We start from the raw sequence: 15,616 nt of genomic DNA, 5'->3' as shown, positions 1-15,616 counted from the left end.
GCCTTTCGACATGTCGGAACCGCTGCAGGATGGCACGCCGATACGCTGGCACATTGTGACGCCACCCGAGGGGCGGATCCCCTCGGTCGCGAACGTCAGGCATGCAGATTACGGCGATAATCCTAAGAAGCCGTATTGATCCGGCCTCTGCTTTTGGGTTGTCGAGCTCTCACCCCTACAACGGCGGGAGGCGTTACAGGTCGATGACGTCGAGACCGTAGCGCGAGAGCGCCCGCGGTGCGCCGTCGGTGGTCAGGTAGGTCTGCCCGAGCGTCATGGCGGTCCCGCTGTCGCTGTCCATGATAATCATGTGCACGAAGAGCGACATATTGGGCAGGATCTCCTGCGGATTGCCCGCATGGAACATCTGTTGCTCCATCCAGGAGGGCGAGAATCGTGCGCCGAGCGAGTAGCCGCAGGCATTCAGCCGATGCTTGGCAAGGCCGCGCTCGTCCATGATCTTGGCGTGCACGTCGAAGACGGTGCCGAAGGTGTTGCCCGGCCGAAGCACCATCTCGATGGACTGGATGGTCTCGCGGCAGGCACTGTAGAGCTCGCGGTGGCGATTGGTCGGCTCCCCCACGACGATCGTGCGCATCATCGCTGCGTGATAATGTGCGCTGACACCGGCCCATTCGAGCGTTAGCTGGTCCTGTGCGTCGAGTTTGCGACGGCCGGCCTTGTAGCGGCAGAGGAGGGCATCGGCACCGGAGCCGATGATGAATTCGTTGGCCGGATAGTCGCCGCCACCCGCAAAGACCGCACCCTGCATGGCGGCGAGAATCTTCGCCTCGTCACCACCGGGGCCGATGAGGGGCAGGGCGGCATCCAAGGCATCGTCGGCAAGGCTCGCGGCCTTTTCCACATGGGCGATTTCCGCGGGGCTCTTGATCAGCCGCAACCGCCCGACGAGCATGGAAGCATCGACGATCTGGCCGAAGCTTGCCATCTGATGATCGAGCAGTCTCGCGATGCGCCCCGTCATGCCATGGGTGTCATATTCGATGCCGATGCGGGCGCCGAGAAGATCGAGTTCGCTCAGAAGGTTCTTGAGATCCATCGTCGGGTCGGCATTGACCCTGTCGACCCAGACCTCGATGCGCTCGATGTTGGAGGTATGACGGGCCTGTCGAAGATCGGCGGAGCGGGTGAGCAGCACCATCGAACCGTCCGAGGTCACCACCAGCGTCTGGAAGAAGCAGTAGCCGAACGTATCGTAGCCGGTCAGCCAGTACATGCTTTCCTGGGCGAACAGCAGCAGCGCATCGAGCTTGTCTTCGCGCATCTTCGCCGTGAGGCTCGCGAGGCGTGCGGCATACTCGTCCTGGGTGAAGTGAAGGGCCATGTCATGCCTCCCTGATGCTGATGGCGGAGATCTGCCGGCCGTAATCCGGCTCGCCGCGATGGGTGGTGCGGCGGTAGGAAAAGAAGCGCGCCTCGTCCTCATAGGTGCAGAGGCCGAGCTTTTCCGCCCTCACGCCGGCGGCCGACAGGCGCGCGAGCGTAAAGGCAGGAAGGTCGAACATGGCGTGGTCTGCGCGCCCGGAGGGCGTGAAGAAGCGCTGATAGGCGGCGTCGTGCCCGCAGAAGCGTTCCACGAATTCGGGGCCGACCTCGTAATTATCAGGCCCGATGGAGGGGCCGAGGCAGGCTCGGATGTCCTCGCGCGCCGCGCCCAGCGCCACCATGGCGGCGACGGTGTTTTCCAGAACGCCCGTTAAGGCGCCTTTCCAGCCGGCATGGGCTGCACCGATGACGGCAGCTTGCGTGTCGGCGAAGAGGATCGGGCCGCAATCGGCCGAGAGAACGCCGAGCACGAGGCCGGGCGTTGCCGTGACCAGCGCGTCCGCCTCGGCGCGTGAGCCGTTATAGTCCGTCCCGATGGTCACGACGTCGGGCGAGTGAACCTGGTGGACGGTGGCAAGCCGCTCGACGGGCTGGCCGAACCAGGCCGCGACACGCGAACGATTTTCCGCCACATGCGCACGGTCGTCTTTCGACCCCAATCCGACATTGAGACCCGCATAGAGGCCCTGCGAGACGCCGCCCGCGCGGGTGAAGAATCCATGCGCGATTGCCGCCGGTTCGGAAGCGAGGAGGGGGCTCTGGATAGGGGATGGCAAGGCGTCGTCCGGCATTGGTCTTTCGCCCTTTTCGACTGTGGGTGTTTGCGTGGAAGCCGGGCGATGCCCGAACCGCTCGCCTCTGATTTGCGCGGGATGTTGGCCTTTTGCCGCCCGTCCTGTCAATCGCACCGGCAAAACACCCGGGCGCCTTGGGATCCAAAAGACGGCTTCGCTCGAGCCTCGAGATCGACCATCAGGTCGGTGCTTTCAGGCCTGGAACGGCACCAGCGCGACAGCGGGATGGCTGACGGCGAGCACCTTGAAAAGTTCGCCCATCTTGCCTTCGCCCGAGCCCGAAAGGCGCTCGGCGTCCTGCCGCACGCCCTCCTGGACGATGATGTCCTTGCCGCGTGCAAGCGCCTCGGCACGCTCGCGTATGCCCATGGCGACGAGAAAGTCGCCCTGATAGGTGAGCCCGTTGATGCGGAGACCCTCAGCAACGGCACGGCGGGCGAGCTGCTCGAAATCGACATGGCTGGTGATATCGGCCTCACCCGGATGGGCGAGCGGAGGATCGAACTGATGGTCGCGCACGGCCTGGAGCGTATCGCCATAATTGGTGGCCATATGCCCGTAGTCGATGATGAGGGCCGAGCCGTCGCTGCGCTTCAGCCGTGCCGAGATTGCGGCCATCACGGCGTCGCGGGCTGGGGCGACCTCGAAGATCGTGCCGAGGGGGATCCGGTCTCCGGGCGGAAGCAGATCGGGATCAATCGTGGCAACGCCGGCGGTGAAGCAGAGATTGTCGTTCGCATCGAGACCGACCATGCGTTCTCGAAAGCCCTGCTCGGTCTTGACGAACTGGCGAATGGGAATGGCGTCGAAGAGCTCGTTTGCGACGAGGAGCAGGAAGCCGTCGGGGATCTCCTCGAAGCTCTCGTGCCAAGCGATCTTGAACTTGTGGGCAACCAGGGTCTGGCTCTGGACCTTCTGCAGGCGTTCGCTGGTTTCGACCAGATGGACCTTGGCTTTCTCGTAGAGGTCCGGCGAAAGGCGCGAGAGAACGCGCAGGATGTCCGCCATCATCGTGCCGCGGCCCGGCCCGATTTCCGCGATGACGACGGCATCCGGCTGTCCGTGCCGGCGCCAGGCCTCGAAGAGGAACATCCCGATGAGCTCGCCGAACAGCTGGCTGATCTCGGGGGCGGTGATGAAGTCGCCGCCCTGTCCGAAAGGTTCACGCGTCCGGTAGTAGCCATGTTCGGGATCTGCAAGACAAAGCGCGAAGTAGTCGGTAACGCTGATCGGCCCTGTTGCCAGGATGATCGCCTTGATCTTGTCGCTGAGCGGCGTCGTCATAGGCGGCCTCTCTGCATTGCCCCGGCCCGGCGGGCGCGCAAGATGGCCCAGAGACCCAGGCCCACCATCGGCAGCGACAGGAGCATGCCCATCGTCAGCCAGCCCCCGGCGAGATAACCGATCTGCGCATCGGGCTCGCGGAAGAACTCCACGAAGATGCGGGCAAGGCCGTAACCGGTGATGAAGACGCCGGCGACGAGGCCCGGCGTCCGCAGGGCAAGGCGCTTGTAGATCAGGAGGGCGAGCACGGTGAGCAGGAGAATGCCCTCAAGCCCGGCCTCATAAAGCTGGCTTGGATGGCGAGCAAATGGACCGCCGGTCGGAAATACGATCGCCCAGGGCATCGAGGACAGGCGACCCCAGAGTTCGCCGTTGATGAAGTTGGCCAGACGCCCGAACAGCAGGCCGATCGGCACGACGGCCGCAACAACGTCGAACAGGCTCCAGATCGGAATGGACCGCTTGCGCGCGAAGATCAGCATGGCAAGGATCGTTCCGATGAGGCCGCCGTGGAACGACATGCCGCCGTTCCAGATCTCGAAGGCGCGCAGCGGATTGGCGACGACCGAAGGAAGGTCGTAAAACAGGATGTAGCCGATGCGTCCGCCGCCCACGATCCCGGCCGCGACCCAGAGCAGGAAATCGTCAAGATCGACCTCTGTGATCGGCGCCGTGCCGCCCCAAAGCGTCTCGTTGCGAACGATCCGGCGCGCGTAGAACCAGCCGAGCAGAATGCCCGCGACATAGGCCAGGCCGTACCAGTGGATCTGCAGCGGCCCGATGGCGATCAGGACAGGATCGATCTCCGGAAACGGCAGAATCGAAAGAAGGCTTGCGATGGGTTCCAAACGACGTGCTTCAGCCTCGGTTTACCCGGCCGGTCCTTGGCGACCCGACGTTGGATCAGGACCCGCGGCGGGTCGTTCACTGCGAAGCGACCTTGGTCGCATCCGCTGCCCCGAACCATGGCGGGCGGCATGCATGGGGTCAAGCGACGGCGGAGCGGCAAGCCTCATGATTCACTGGTTTTTCCTTGCAACCGGGTCCCGCCTCTCCTACCTCCATGTCATGGGCGCCGTGCGGCGCTTCAACCGCGATCCCGGAGGGACATGATGACGACGACAGGTGGAAGCCGCATCCTCGACGATCTTGCCAAGCTGATGACGGATGCAGCCGGTGCGGCACAGGGCGTGCGACGCGAGGCGGAGACAATGTTCCGGACGCAGGGCGAGCGCATCCTCAACACGATGGATGTGGTCAAGCGCGAAGAGTTCGACGTGGTGCGGGAGATGGCGCTCCGGGCCCGCGAAGAGAACGATGCACTGCTGGCGCGTGTTGCGCTGCTCGAGGCACGGCTCGCCGAAAAAGACTGATCGACCCGGCGCGTTTCCGGAACGAACACGGCAAAGCGGGGAGGACTTACCCGCTTTTTTCGTCTGCCCGGTCGCCCTGCTGCCGCAGGGGCCATTCTTCGGCCGGAAGAGGGGTCGACACGAGCCGAAATCGAGAAAAAAATCGGCCCTGTGGACATCCCTAAAAAACGCAGTCCGCTGAATCCTTTACTGACTCAGGCTGAATCAGTTTCCAAAGCTCTATCCACAGCTGCGATGCCTTTTTTGGGTGGTCGGGGCTGGTCTGCAGACTCCGGCGTTATACACTGATTTTACAAGATGATTCGAAACGGGTCACACGAGATACGGGCAGGGTCATCGGTTCGGCTTCGTCGTGCGTTCGTCGATCATTCCATGTTGTTTCCGGTGTTGTCGGGCCTGCGGGGCTTCGCGTGAAGACGCGACGGCGCATGCCGCGCTGGAACTTTGAAGGTGAAGCATGAGCCTCGTAGAACTGGAACTGCAGCGTCAATCCAATCCGGTCGACATGATCGAGTTCGTCGCGGCCAACAACGACTGGAGCTTCGAGCGCTCTGGCGAAGATGAAATCGCGATGACGGTCGAAGGCAAGTGGTCCGACTATCATGTCTCCTTCTCCTGGATGGAGGAGTTCGAAGCGCTCCATCTCGCCTGCGCCTTTGACATCAAGGTTCCCGAAAGCCGCGTCAACGAGGTCATCCGGCTTCTCTCCCATATCAATGGTCAGGTGCTGATGGGGCATTTCGATCTGTGGCGGCAGGAAGACGTTGTGATCTTCCGCCAGTCGCTGCTACTGTCCGGCGGCGCCGAGCCGACAAACCGGCAGGTCGAGGTTCTCCTGTCGAGTGCGCTTGACGCTTGCGAAAGCTATTTCCAGGCCTTCCAGTTCGTGGTCTGGTCTGGCGTCGATGCGGAGCGTGCGGTCGAGGCCGTGATGTTCGAAACGGTCGGAGAGGCCTGACGATGGCGGCGAGCGGTGTGGGCCCGATCGTCCTTGTCGGGGCCGGAAACATGGGCGGCGCTATGCTGTCCGGCTGGCTGAAAAGCGGCATTTCGGGTGCCGACGTTCTGGTGCTCGATCCGGGTCCCGCGCCCGCAATGGCCACCCTGATTGCCGAACATGGCGCGCGTCACGCGACCGCCGCGCCGGAGGGTGTCACGGCCTCCGTCCTGTTTCTGGCCGTCAAGCCGCAGGTGATGGAAGCGGTGCTTCCCGCGCTGTCCGGTCTTGTCGGGCCGCAGACGGTCGTCGTTTCGGTCGCCGCCGGCAAGACGCTCGGCTTCCTCCAGTCCCATCTCGGCACAGCCGCCATGGTGCGCGCCATGCCGAACACCCCGGCCATGATCGGTCGCGGCATTACCGGCGCCTTTGCCAATGGGCAGGTCGACAGCGAGCAGCGTGCCCGCGTCAACGATCTTCTGAAGGTTTCCGGCCCCGTCGAATGGGTCGACAGCGAAGCGGATATCGATGCTGTGACCGCACTTTCGGGCAGTGGGCCTGCCTATGTTTTCTATCTCGTCGAATGCATGGCGGAAGCCGGTCGCAAGGCCGGGCTTCGGGCGGACCTTGCCATGCGTCTCGCACGGGAAACCGTCGCGGGGGCTGGAGAATTGCTTCACCAGTCCCCCGATGACGCCTCCAGGCTTCGCCAGAACGTCACCTCGCCGGGAGGCACCACGGCCGCAGCCCTTGCCGTCCTGATGGCCGACGATGGCCTGCAGCCGCTTCTGACCGCTGCCGTCGCCGCGGCGCGGCAACGCGCCGAAGACCTGGCGAATTAAAAAAGACCTTGGCCTGGCTGGAAGGCCAGGCCAGCCAGATTGTCTCAAACGGGCAAACTCCGATGACCGATACCATCAGTTACGCTGACTTCGAACGGGTCGATATCCGCACAGGCACGATCGTCGAGGCATCGGCTTTTCCGCAGGCACGCAAACCTGCGATCAAGCTCGTCATCGATTTCGGTCCCGAGATCGGACGGAGGACATCCTCCGCACAGATCACCGTCCACTACGATCTCGAGACCCTCGTCGGTCGACAGGTTCTCGGCGTCGTGAACTTTCCGCCCCGGCAGATCGGCCCGTTCCGGTCCGAAGTCCTGACCTTGGGATTCGAGGACGCGGATGGCGCCATCGTTCTCGCTGCCGCGGACAAGCCGGTGCCGAATGGCCGAAAGCTTCTTTAGCGCGCGCCGCTGATGACAATGAGGCATCTCTCTGTAGGATAAGCGACGTCGTTCGAGCGGACGCGGCGCGTTGTGCCTTGCTGCTCATGGCTGCGAAAAACTCCGATTGTCGGCACGCGAAGGGTCGTCTCGACAGGCACGGCCAGTCTCCAATTCATAATCTTAGACAATTCTAATTTTGATATTTTCTATTTAGGTGTTCCTTAAATAGTTCGCGATAGCATTTCTGCACAACCGGTTACACCACGCTGTCCTCTTCCCATGGACGATCGTGCGACCGGCGCCCGGCAGGAATGAAGGTTTCCTGCTCCTGTTCATTTTGGGAGTTTTGGATGACAGAGCTTCGTCGTCAACCGCGCATGAAAACCTATAAGTTCGGCCGTGTCATCTTCAACGACGGGCGATCGACCGTTGACTGCATCTTGAGAAACATCTCGGATCACGGGGCGAAACTGTCGTTCAACGTGGTGCCGGCGATCCCGGATCGCTTTCGCCTCACTTTTTCGGACGGCACGACGCGGTCGTGCAGCGTGGCCTGGCGGAAGTCGCTCGACGTCGGCGTGTCGTTCATGTCTGTTGAGGACGCTCCGGTTACGGCGCCGCACGCTGGCGGAACCCCGTGAAACCGTGTCGTTCGGCGGGAGCCATGCGGCTCCGGTCGCCGCGCTTCCGCACGGATCCGGCCCCGGCCGGACGGCTGGTGCGCGACAGCTCGGGCGTCGCGGCTGTCGAGTTCGCGCTCGTCGCGCCCGTTTTCCTCCTGCTTATGGTGGGACTCGTCGACCTCGGCCTTGCCTATCATGCGAAACTGAAGGTCAACGCCGCAATTTCGGCTGCCTCCTATTATGCCTTCCAGACGGGGCAGGCACTCACCGCGGCGTCGGCTGGAGCCTACACGACGCATGTGGCAGACGTTGCGAGCAGCCTTCTGGCCGATCTTGGCAGCGATCTCGCGGTTCACGTGGTCGTCAATGACGACCCCACGGGCGCGAAGGCATCGACCACATTCTGCGTGGCGGGCTATCCCCCCATCTTTACCGCGGCCGGTGCGACGAGCAGCAGCTGTGGCGGCAATCTCACCTCCGGCAAGTTCGTCTCGATCGGCGTCAGCGGAACCATCACCCCGATCTTCCTGTCCGCAAATCTGTTCGGCGGTTTCCTTGCGATCGCCGACGCGTCGCTGGTTCGGGTCCAATGAGGCGCGGCTTCATCGCGCAGCGGGATGGCGCGACGGCCGTGGAATTTGCCCTGATCGCACCGGTGTTTTTCGCCATGATCTTCGGCACGATCGCTCTCGGCATCGCCATCTGGTTCACCGCGGTGCTCAATGACGTCGCGTCCGAGTCCGCGCGCTGCATCGCCGTGCACGCGTCCACCTGCAACACGCCCCCGGCCGGGTGCCCCTCCGACGCGGAAACATGCTTCGTCATCAGCCTTGCCGATGACAGGGGACTGGTCGGGTTGTCGCCGGGAGACGTTCTCATCGACCGGCAGTCCGCGGCGGGAGCCGCCGTGATGACGAACGTCTCCCTGACCTTCAGCTTTGATCTCCTCGGCTATGCCTTCACGCTTCACGGCCGTGCGGCCTATCCGAACAGTTGACGATCTCGAGGGGACGGACATGCACGTGGACGAGCGGCGAAGGGCGAGGGCCTTGAAGACCTTCCGGCGGAACGACGAGGGGTCGGTGGCGGTCCTCTCGGCGTTCACGATCATGGTGTTCCTGATGATCTGCGCCTTGGTGCTCGAGAGTTCCCAGCTCTATGTCGAGAAGCTGCGGGCGCAACGTGCCGCCGATATTGCAAACCTCGCCGCTGTCAACACCAAAACGCCGATCGTCGGCGGCGCGCCGAGCGCCATGGCGGAGGCAACCGCGCGACAGATGGCGGTCGTCAATGGATATCCGGCGGGCGAGGTTCGGACGGCGGTGACGACAGGTTCGAGCGGGACGCCCGAACTGACCAGTCGCATCGCGCACGAGAGTCCGCTCATCTTCGGGCAGGTTCTCACAGCAGACCCGTTCGTCCTGATCGGGGGATCGTCGTCCGCGCAAGTTTCGACAGCCGGGGGCGACTGCCTGAGGTCCACGTTCGGACCCGTCAAGATCTTCGACAGTGCCCGTGTGAAGGGAACCGATTGTCAGGTCGCGTCGGCAGGGGCGTTCGCCGTTTGTATGAACGCGGTTGCAGAGGTGCGCTCCGTCGAGGTCGCTCTCCCGAAAGCGTGGCAGGCGATGTACATCTGTCCGGGCGTAACGCTGACGCCACCGCTGGCGAGCTTCAGCTTCGACACGCCCAGCGTCGATCCGCTGGCGGAGGATGACCGCATCGTGGCGATCCGCAAGCGGCTTGCCGGCATGACGAGGTGGGCATACGGAACGCAGATCCCGGAACGACCGCTCCATCCGGAGACATCGGGCGGCAGCGACGAGGTCTATACACGTCAGACGGTGACGCTTCCGTCGTCGCGCGCCTATCGCAGATTGTCCATTTCCGATTCGGACGTGACGTTCCCCGGCACGGGTTCTGCTGACCCCGGCTGCCTGAAGCCTACGATCATCAGCGGCAACATGATCTTTTCGGGCGTCAATCGCGTGCATCTCGGATCGGGCTGCTACGCCATCGGCGGCGTCATGAGCAACGAGGACGGCGCCGACACGCGTTTCGATCTGCTGCCCGGCGCGGACGTCACCCTTGCGTCGAAGAGTTACCTCCAGAACAAGGCAGCGACCCTGCACTTTGCGGACATGAAGGTTTCGTTTGAGGGAGATGTCGTCAACGGGGACGAGGGAATCCTGACCTTCGGCAACGGACCCTTCCTGTTTGGCGGCGGCATCGTGAACGGGACCGGCAAGCTGACGTTCGGCAGCGGGCCCTTCTACGTCAACGGCGGTTCGATCATCAACGGTTCGGGGACGCTCTCCTTCGGCAACGGAAAGTTCTACCTCTGGGGCGGATCGATGGCGAACGCCGGCACGGGCACGCTGTCGTTCGGCGATGGCGGCTTCATCTTCTTCGGCGGCACGGTCACCAATGTCGCGGGGATGATGCGGTTCGGAGACGGACCTTTCGAGTTCTGGGGCGGATCTCTGGCGCTGGGCGAGCGCTCCCATACCGTCTTCGGAGCGGGCAATATGAACTTCTACGGAGGAACGGCCTATTTTCACGGCGCGAGCACACAGATCGGCGGAACGACCCGTCGCGACGGGAAGGTCGGCTCCAGTTCGCTGTTCTTCTATGGCGGTTCGTTCTCGATGCAGACGCAGAGCCTGACGGCCGTCGGGACGACATTCGCGTTTTACGGGGGCAGCGTCGGTCTGCGGGGGATCGGTGCCATGCACATGACGGCGCCGACGGCCGATGCTCCCACCTTCGGCTATAAGAACGTCTTGTTCTTTCTCGATGGCGGCACGCTCAACCTCTACCAGGGGGATGTCGACGATGTTCTTTCCGGCATCATTTACGTGCCTCGATCCTTCATCGAGATCTACGGCAGCCAGACCGTGACGATCCCGAGCGACGGCTGCCTTCAGCTGGCGGGTGCCGCTATCGACATTTTCCAGAAGGCGTCTCTCGACATGCGTCCCTGCGCGAGCAAGGGAGAATCCGGCGTCAGGGCGACGTTGACGCGCTAAAGCGCGTCGCGCTTCAAGGTCTTGTTTTGTTGCATGTCGTTTCCGAAATCGCTGCGCACGTTCGGGCGACCTGCATGAGCGTGGGTTTCATGCGGGAACGCGGGCGATGGCTCTGAGGCCTCCGAGCGGGCTGTCGGAGAGCGTCACGTTGCCGCCATGGCTTCGGGCGATGTCGCGGGCGATGGCGAGGCCGAGCCCCGTCCCCGTGCTGTCGAGATTGCGCGCTTCGTCCAGCCGGAAGAACGGCTTGAAGACATCCTCGCGGGATCGCTCCGGAATGCCCGGACCGTTGTCGTCGATGGTGATCGACAGCCATCGCTGCCCGTGTCTTGCCTCGATATGGATCGTGTCGGCGTAGCGGTAGGCGTTGGAAGCGAGATTGAGAATGAGGCGCGTGAAGGCGTTGGGACGCACGCGGACCTCGTCGTCGCCTTCGACCAGCGTGGTCAGCGTCTTGCCGTGCAGTTCGGCTTCGGCCGACAGGCGCGTCATGACATCCGTCAGCTTCAGCGTTCCGACATCCTCTTCCGCCTCGCCGCGCACGAAGGCGAGGTATCCCTCGAGCATGCTCTGCATGTCCTCGACGTCCTGGTTGAGCGGCTGGAGATCGGGATTGTCGCCGGCGATGGCCAGTTGCAGCTTGAAGCGCGTGAGAATGGTGCGCAGGTCGTGGCTGACGCCCGACAGCATCGTGGTTCGCTGCTCGATCTGCCGCTCGATCCGTTCGCGCATCTGGATGAAGGCAAGGCCGGCCCGGCGAACCTCCTCGGCGCCGCGGGGCGAGAAATCATCGATCTTCTGGCCCTTGCCGAAGCTCTCGGCTGCACGGGCGAGATGCAGGATGGGTCGGATCTGGCCGCGCAGGAACAGGATGGCGATGAGGAGAAGCACCAGCGATGCGCCGACCATCCAGACAATGAAGATATGCGTGTTGGAGGCATAGGCGGCATTGCGACGCATGGTGACGCGAAGAATCCGGGCACCATCGAGCTTGATCCGGACGTAGACCTCGTCCTCGCTGCTCGAGGTGTCGAGCCAGAAGGGCAGCTTGGTTTCCTGACGGATTTCGTCGGACAGAATGCGGTTGAGAATATCGAAATAGGGCTGGCGGACCGGCATCGGCAATTCGCCCCCGTTTTCCACCGATATGGTGAGACCGAGCTGGCGTCGGGCGATCGTCTCGATGGCCGGATAGGATGTGGGCGGCATCGTGTTGATCAGGTCGATGACCGCCGCAATATCCGAGGTCACGGCCGCAGACAGACGCTGGGTGACGAGCTGCCAGTGGCGTTCCATGAAGACGAAGGCGACCACGGACTGCAGCAGCACCATGGGAATGATGACGATCAGCAGCGAGCGGGCATAGAGCCCCATGGGCAGGTGCCGACGGAGCCAGCGCGCCAGCGAACTGCGCGGCTTCTCACCGCGCTCCGTCTTGGTCTGGCGGATGGCCTCGATCATCAGTGTCCTTTCGGTCGCCGGGAACGGCGGCATCTGTGCAGGCGCAGCCCAACGCTGCCTTTCGGCGGCCCGTCGGCGCGTGCTAAGTCCTTGTTTTGATGCATGTCGTTTCCCGAAACCGCTGGAAACTTTCAGGCGACATGCATCAGTCGATGGCGAGCTTGTAACCGATCCCGCGAACGGTCTGCAGCCAGACGGGGTTGGAGGGATCGTCCTCGATCTTCCGGCGCAGGCGGTTGATCTGGACGTCGATCGTGCGTTCTCCGACCTCGGTATCGTCGCTGACCAGCTCGTGGCGCGGTATGGTCTCTCCGGCGCGCTGGGAGAACAGCATCATGATCTCCTGTTCGCGATCCGTCAGGCGGATATGGTCGGCGCCGCGACGCAGCTCGCGGCGGACGACGGAGAAGGTGAAGGGCCCGAAAATGACCTGCTCTACCTTTGGCGCCTGCACCGGCATGTTGCGCCGCAGGATGTTGTTGATGCGCAGCACGAGCTCGCGCGGATCGAAGGGTTTTGGCAGGTAGTCGTCGGCACCCGCTTCCAGACCTTCGACCCGGGCATTCGTTTCGGCCAAAGCCGTGAGCATGATGATCGGCACGGATTTCAGGCGGCGCAAACTCTGGGTCAGCGAAATTCCGGTCTCGCCCGGCATCATGACATCGACGATGAGGAGGTCGTAATCGATGCCGGTCAGACGGCGGCGCGCCTCGTCCGCATCGGCTGCTGTCGTCACGCGGAACCCCTGTTCGACCAGATAGCGATTGAGGAGGTCGCGAATGCGCCGGTCGTCGTCGACGATCAGGAGATGCGGCGCATCGTCGGGGAGAGAGAAGGGTTTCGTCATCGTGGTCGATCCCTGATGTCGTTCCGGTCACCCCGGTTCAAGGAGAGGTGGCCGTTGTCGTGTCTCGAATGTCGTCCGGACCGGATCCGATCCGGTCTCGCTCCCGATGACGCTAGACCGGTCCGGTCTTCATGCCGGCGAGGAACTGGCGGACGGTGTCGCGTCCTTCGGGCCCGAGCTTTGCCAAAGCATCGGCGATGCGCTTCGACTGTGGCTGCGCCAAGGCCTTGGCCAGCGCTTTGCCGTCCTGCGTCGTGTAGAGCATGCGCTGGCGCCGATCTTCCGGGCCGGCAACCTGATGGATGTAGCCGCCGTCGATCAGCTGCTTGAGAACGCGGGCCAGGCTCTGCTTGGTGATTTTCAGGGTTTCCAGCAGGTCGGCCACGGTCATTCCGGGTTCACGGTCAACGAAGTGGAGAACCCGATGATGCGCCCGCCCGAAACCGCGCTTTTCCAGGATGACGTCGGGATCGGAGGTGAAGTCCCGATACGCGAAGAAGAAGAGCTCGATCAGTTCGTAATCGAGCCCGGCGCGCTCGGAAGAGGTCGGCTTCGCGCTGATATCGCCGGCCGAGGCTTTCGCCTGTGCAGGCGACACCTTGTCCGCGGGGAGATCTCGTTCAGCCAAGGGGGTCTGTTCTGCCAATGCCTATGTCCTGCGGATCTCGTGTCCCTGGGTTGCGTATCGTCCTGCCGTCCTGGGCCATCGCACGCATATACCTGCCTCTTTCTACCGTTTGCGGCAGCGCGCGACCAGCAGGAAAGCGCGTTTGTTGCGGGTTTGCAACAGCCCGTTTTGGCCGCGGCGAAATAGGCCCGCGTCAGGGGCTCCCGGCGGAACCTTTCCCGGAGAAACGCATTCCGGGCTCAGATACAAGGACCCGTACCATGCAGACCGACACACTCTCTCCCGTTTCCTCGACCGCCGAACAGCTCCGCCCGGTCGTGATCACCGTGGTGCTTGCGAAGGTTGCGGTCTTCGCCCTGTTGATGACGACGCTCAACTACCCTGTGCTTCCGAGCCTGAGCGCCGGCGACGCGCTGGAAATGGCCGCAGTCCGTTAATCACCCCCGCGCGACAAGGCGTCGGCACACGACGCTTTTCCCTCTCGTCCGTGCTTCGCCAGCGCGCGACGCTGTTCCGGCGGACGTCGGCGAAATCCCCGCCGCCGGATCGGCGGTTTCCCTCGGCGGGCGTTCCGCCTATACCGGCATCACGTCGCACGCTCCGTCGAGCGCTGCGTCAGATGTAGGTTTCGCCCGCTCCTGGCAGAGCGGTCGCAGATGAGGGTCCCCATGCTTCAGGCAGGCATCATTCCGGTCACGCATTTTCAGCAGAACTGCACCATCCTTTTCGACAGCGAAACCAAGGAAGGCGTTGTCGTCGATCCGGGCGGAGACGTCGATGTGATTCTGCAGACGGTGCGGGAGAACGGTATCGCGCTTCAGGCGATCTGGCTCACCCATGGGCATATCGACCATGCCGGTGGCGCCAAGGAGCTGAAAGAGGCGACCGGTCTTACGATTGTCGGCCCGCACGAAGACGATCGCCCGCTTCTCGAGAACCTCGAAGCGCAGGCCGAGCGCTTCGGCCTGACCATGAAGGTCGAAAACGTTCTGCCGGATCGCTGGCTGGTGGATGGGGACACAGTCTCGTTCGGCGGCCATGTCTTCGACGTCCTGCACTGCCCCGGTCACGCGCCCGGCCATGTCGTCTACGTCAACCAGACCCAGCGGTTTGCCCATGTCGGCGACGTTCTGTTTCACGGATCCATCGGCCGCACGGACCTGCCGGGCGGCAATCACGAGCAGCTGCTTCATTCCATCCGGACGAAAATCCTGCCGCTCGGCGACGATTTCGGATTTATCTGCGGTCACGGCCCGGGCGGGCAGATCGGCGAGGAACGCCGGACGAACCCGTATCTGCGCGGTCTCTGACTCAGAGACCCGATCCTCTTGCAAAGAAAAAGGCCACGCTTCGCGAGAAGCGTGGCCTTTTCCGTATGGCGACCGTGTCGGTCAGCCGGCGTTGCAGAAGTAGGAGCGGCCGTCATAGCCAATGAAGGTGCCCGTGCGCGAATCGAACGAACGGTAGCGGTTCGAGCAGTAGCGGTACCAGGACGGCGACCAGGGCTCGAGCGAACCGTAATTGTTGACGACGACCGGACGCGGGCGACGATAAACCGGTGCCGGTTCGTAGTATTCGTCCGCAGGCGGGTCGATGTAGACGCGCTCTTCACTGCGGTAACGCGGCTGGCTGGCAATGGCGCCACCGACGATCAGCCCTGTTGCGAGGCCAACGGCGCCAAGAGCGAGACCGTCATTGTCCCGATGGTGATGACGGCGATACCGCCAATCGTCCGCATGCGCCGGCGTCATGCTCGGCAGCACTGCAGACAAGGAGGCGATGGTAAGAACTGCAGCTTTGACCAAGGTCTTCATAGCGTTGATCCTGTCTCCCGGGGCGAAACGGCTCGCCCCTTACGATGAACCCACATTAGGTGAGTCAAACTGAATGCAGGGTGAACGGTACGTTTTCGTGGCGACAGCGGCCGAGATGCCGTCCTTTTTTGTCAGGCAGGGGTGACATACCGCAGGCGAAGGGGAGGTGGCGGTTCTACGATGCAGACCACGTCCGACCGTCGCCACGCCAGACCTGCAGATGTGCGAGGCGCACGTCGCCGATACCGCAC

The 15,616-nt window shown here is 63.1% G+C and carries 18 protein-coding genes; 10 read left to right on the top strand and 8 right to left on the bottom strand.

The annotated features are described in order from the left end of the window. Positions 1–193: 193 nt before the first annotated feature. From ASG03_RS17600 to lgt, 4 genes are all read right to left on the bottom strand, one after another. Positions 194–1,345: a M24 family metallopeptidase gene (locus ASG03_RS17600; RefSeq protein WP_062476137.1), complete on the bottom strand. Its 1,152-nt coding sequence runs from the start codon at positions 1,343–1,345 to the stop codon at positions 194–196. Position 1,346: 1 nt separating this feature from the next. Next, the gene (pgeF, locus tag ASG03_RS17595) at positions 1,347–2,138 is read right to left on the bottom strand and encodes a peptidoglycan editing factor PgeF (protein ID WP_062476135.1); all 792 of its coding nucleotides are present in this window, start codon (positions 2,136–2,138) and stop codon (positions 1,347–1,349) included. Positions 2,139–2,333: 195 nt separating this feature from the next. After that, positions 2,334–3,425 (bottom strand): class I SAM-dependent methyltransferase, encoded by a 1,092-nt coding sequence (locus tag ASG03_RS17590; protein WP_062476132.1) that lies wholly within the window; start codon positions 3,423–3,425, stop codon positions 2,334–2,336. After that, the gene (gene lgt / locus ASG03_RS17585; protein WP_062694824.1) at positions 3,422–4,273 is read right to left on the bottom strand and encodes a prolipoprotein diacylglyceryl transferase; all 852 of its coding nucleotides are present in this window, start codon (positions 4,271–4,273) and stop codon (positions 3,422–3,424) included. The genes ASG03_RS17590 and lgt overlap by 4 nt, the downstream gene beginning before the upstream one ends. Before the next feature lie 264 nt (positions 4,274–4,537). Here lgt and ASG03_RS17580 point away from each other — a divergent pair, with 264 nt between their 5' ends. From ASG03_RS17580 to ASG03_RS17545, 8 genes are all read left to right on the top strand, one after another. Further along, positions 4,538–4,798, top strand: a complete 261-nt coding sequence (locus ASG03_RS17580) for an accessory factor UbiK family protein (RefSeq protein WP_156379808.1) — start codon at positions 4,538–4,540, stop codon at positions 4,796–4,798. A 457-nt stretch (positions 4,799–5,255) separates the two neighbouring features. Next, positions 5,256–5,756, top strand: a complete 501-nt coding sequence (locus tag ASG03_RS17575) for a YbjN domain-containing protein (protein WP_062476123.1) — start codon at positions 5,256–5,258, stop codon at positions 5,754–5,756. 2 nt (positions 5,757–5,758) lie between these two features. Beyond that, positions 5,759–6,577 (top strand): pyrroline-5-carboxylate reductase, encoded by an 819-nt coding sequence (proC, locus tag ASG03_RS17570; RefSeq protein WP_062694822.1) that lies wholly within the window; start codon positions 5,759–5,761, stop codon positions 6,575–6,577. A 62-nt stretch (positions 6,578–6,639) separates the two neighbouring features. After that, on the top strand, positions 6,640–6,981 hold the full coding sequence (locus ASG03_RS17565) for a tRNA-binding protein (RefSeq protein ID WP_062476117.1): 342 nt from the start codon (positions 6,640–6,642) through the stop codon (positions 6,979–6,981). A 293-nt stretch (positions 6,982–7,274) separates the two neighbouring features. Further along, a complete protein-coding gene (locus ASG03_RS17560) occupies positions 7,275–7,604 on the top strand; it encodes a PilZ domain-containing protein (protein ID WP_082475830.1) in 330 nt (109 codons plus the stop codon). 23 nt (positions 7,605–7,627) lie between these two features. Further along, positions 7,628–8,179, top strand: a complete 552-nt coding sequence (locus tag ASG03_RS17555) for a TadE/TadG family type IV pilus assembly protein (RefSeq protein WP_062694818.1) — start codon at positions 7,628–7,630, stop codon at positions 8,177–8,179. Continuing rightward, positions 8,176–8,583: a TadE family protein gene (locus ASG03_RS17550; protein ID WP_062694816.1), complete on the top strand. Its 408-nt coding sequence runs from the start codon at positions 8,176–8,178 to the stop codon at positions 8,581–8,583. Before ASG03_RS17555 ends, ASG03_RS17550 begins: the two co-directional genes overlap by 4 nt. A gap of 52 nt (positions 8,584–8,635) precedes the next feature. After that, positions 8,636–10,615: a TadE/TadG family type IV pilus assembly protein gene (locus ASG03_RS17545; protein WP_062694814.1), complete on the top strand. Its 1,980-nt coding sequence runs from the start codon at positions 8,636–8,638 to the stop codon at positions 10,613–10,615. An 87-nt stretch (positions 10,616–10,702) separates the two neighbouring features. Here ASG03_RS17545 and ASG03_RS17540 read toward each other — a convergent pair whose 3' ends face one another. The 3 genes from ASG03_RS17540 to ASG03_RS17530 all read right to left on the bottom strand — a co-directional run bounded on the left by ASG03_RS17540 (position 10,703) and on the right by ASG03_RS17530 (position 13,485). After that, on the bottom strand, positions 10,703–12,076 hold the full coding sequence (locus ASG03_RS17540) for an ATP-binding protein (protein WP_062476103.1): 1,374 nt from the start codon (positions 12,074–12,076) through the stop codon (positions 10,703–10,705). A 145-nt stretch (positions 12,077–12,221) separates the two neighbouring features. Then, complete coding sequence (locus tag ASG03_RS17535; RefSeq protein WP_062476100.1) at positions 12,222–12,923, bottom strand: response regulator; 702 nt, start codon at positions 12,921–12,923, stop codon at positions 12,222–12,224. A 112-nt stretch (positions 12,924–13,035) separates the two neighbouring features. Continuing rightward, positions 13,036–13,485, bottom strand: a complete 450-nt coding sequence (locus ASG03_RS17530) for a MarR family winged helix-turn-helix transcriptional regulator (RefSeq protein ID WP_062695295.1) — start codon at positions 13,483–13,485, stop codon at positions 13,036–13,038. Positions 13,486–13,811: 326 nt separating this feature from the next. Between ASG03_RS17530 and ASG03_RS21565 the strand changes: the two genes are divergently transcribed. Next, positions 13,812–13,988, top strand: a complete 177-nt coding sequence (locus ASG03_RS21565; RefSeq protein ID WP_156379784.1) for a hypothetical protein — start codon at positions 13,812–13,814, stop codon at positions 13,986–13,988. Between the two features lie 231 nt (positions 13,989–14,219). Continuing rightward, on the top strand, positions 14,220–14,861 hold the full coding sequence (locus ASG03_RS17525) for an MBL fold metallo-hydrolase (protein WP_062694812.1): 642 nt from the start codon (positions 14,220–14,222) through the stop codon (positions 14,859–14,861). Positions 14,862–14,942: 81 nt separating this feature from the next. Here ASG03_RS17525 and ASG03_RS17520 read toward each other — a convergent pair whose 3' ends face one another. Beyond that, positions 14,943–15,365, bottom strand: a complete 423-nt coding sequence (locus ASG03_RS17520; RefSeq protein WP_062476093.1) for a BA14K family protein — start codon at positions 15,363–15,365, stop codon at positions 14,943–14,945. Positions 15,366–15,616: the final 251 nt, after the last annotated feature.

The sequence above is a fragment of the Rhizobium sp. Leaf341 genome (assembly GCF_001424325.1).
GTDB lineage: Bacteria > Pseudomonadota > Alphaproteobacteria > Rhizobiales > Rhizobiaceae > Ferranicluibacter.
Note: the sequence above shows the minus strand (reverse complement) of the source record. Positions and strands in the feature narration are given on the sequence as shown.

Excerpts from the sequence above, each read along its gene's own strand:
- ASG03_RS17600 (WP_062476137.1), bottom strand. The coding sequence starts at position 1,345 with ATGGCCCTTCACTTCACCCAGGACGAGTATGCCGCACGCCTCGCGAGC.
- pgeF (WP_062476135.1), bottom strand. The coding sequence starts at position 2,138 with ATGCCGGACGACGCCTTGCCATCCCCTATCCAGAGCCCCCTCCTCGCT.
- ASG03_RS17590 (WP_062476132.1), bottom strand. The coding sequence starts at position 3,425 with ATGACGACGCCGCTCAGCGACAAGATCAAGGCGATCATCCTGGCAACA.
- ASG03_RS17580 (WP_156379808.1), top strand. The coding sequence starts at position 4,538 with ATGACGACGACAGGTGGAAGCCGCATCCTCGACGATCTTGCCAAGCTG.
- ASG03_RS17575 (WP_062476123.1), top strand. The coding sequence starts at position 5,256 with ATGAGCCTCGTAGAACTGGAACTGCAGCGTCAATCCAATCCGGTCGAC.
- proC (WP_062694822.1), top strand. The coding sequence starts at position 5,759 with ATGGCGGCGAGCGGTGTGGGCCCGATCGTCCTTGTCGGGGCCGGAAAC.
- ASG03_RS17565 (WP_062476117.1), top strand. The coding sequence starts at position 6,640 with ATGACCGATACCATCAGTTACGCTGACTTCGAACGGGTCGATATCCGC.
- ASG03_RS17560 (WP_082475830.1), top strand. The coding sequence starts at position 7,275 with ATGAAGGTTTCCTGCTCCTGTTCATTTTGGGAGTTTTGGATGACAGAG.
- ASG03_RS17555 (WP_062694818.1), top strand. The coding sequence starts at position 7,628 with ATGCGGCTCCGGTCGCCGCGCTTCCGCACGGATCCGGCCCCGGCCGGA.
- ASG03_RS17550 (WP_062694816.1), top strand. The coding sequence starts at position 8,176 with ATGAGGCGCGGCTTCATCGCGCAGCGGGATGGCGCGACGGCCGTGGAA.
- ASG03_RS17540 (WP_062476103.1), bottom strand. The coding sequence starts at position 12,076 with ATGATCGAGGCCATCCGCCAGACCAAGACGGAGCGCGGTGAGAAGCCG.
- ASG03_RS17535 (WP_062476100.1), bottom strand. The coding sequence starts at position 12,923 with ATGACGAAACCCTTCTCTCTCCCCGACGATGCGCCGCATCTCCTGATC.
- ASG03_RS21565 (WP_156379784.1), top strand. The coding sequence starts at position 13,812 with ATGCAGACCGACACACTCTCTCCCGTTTCCTCGACCGCCGAACAGCTC.
- ASG03_RS17525 (WP_062694812.1), top strand. The coding sequence starts at position 14,220 with ATGCTTCAGGCAGGCATCATTCCGGTCACGCATTTTCAGCAGAACTGC.
- ASG03_RS17520 (WP_062476093.1), bottom strand. The coding sequence starts at position 15,365 with ATGAAGACCTTGGTCAAAGCTGCAGTTCTTACCATCGCCTCCTTGTCT.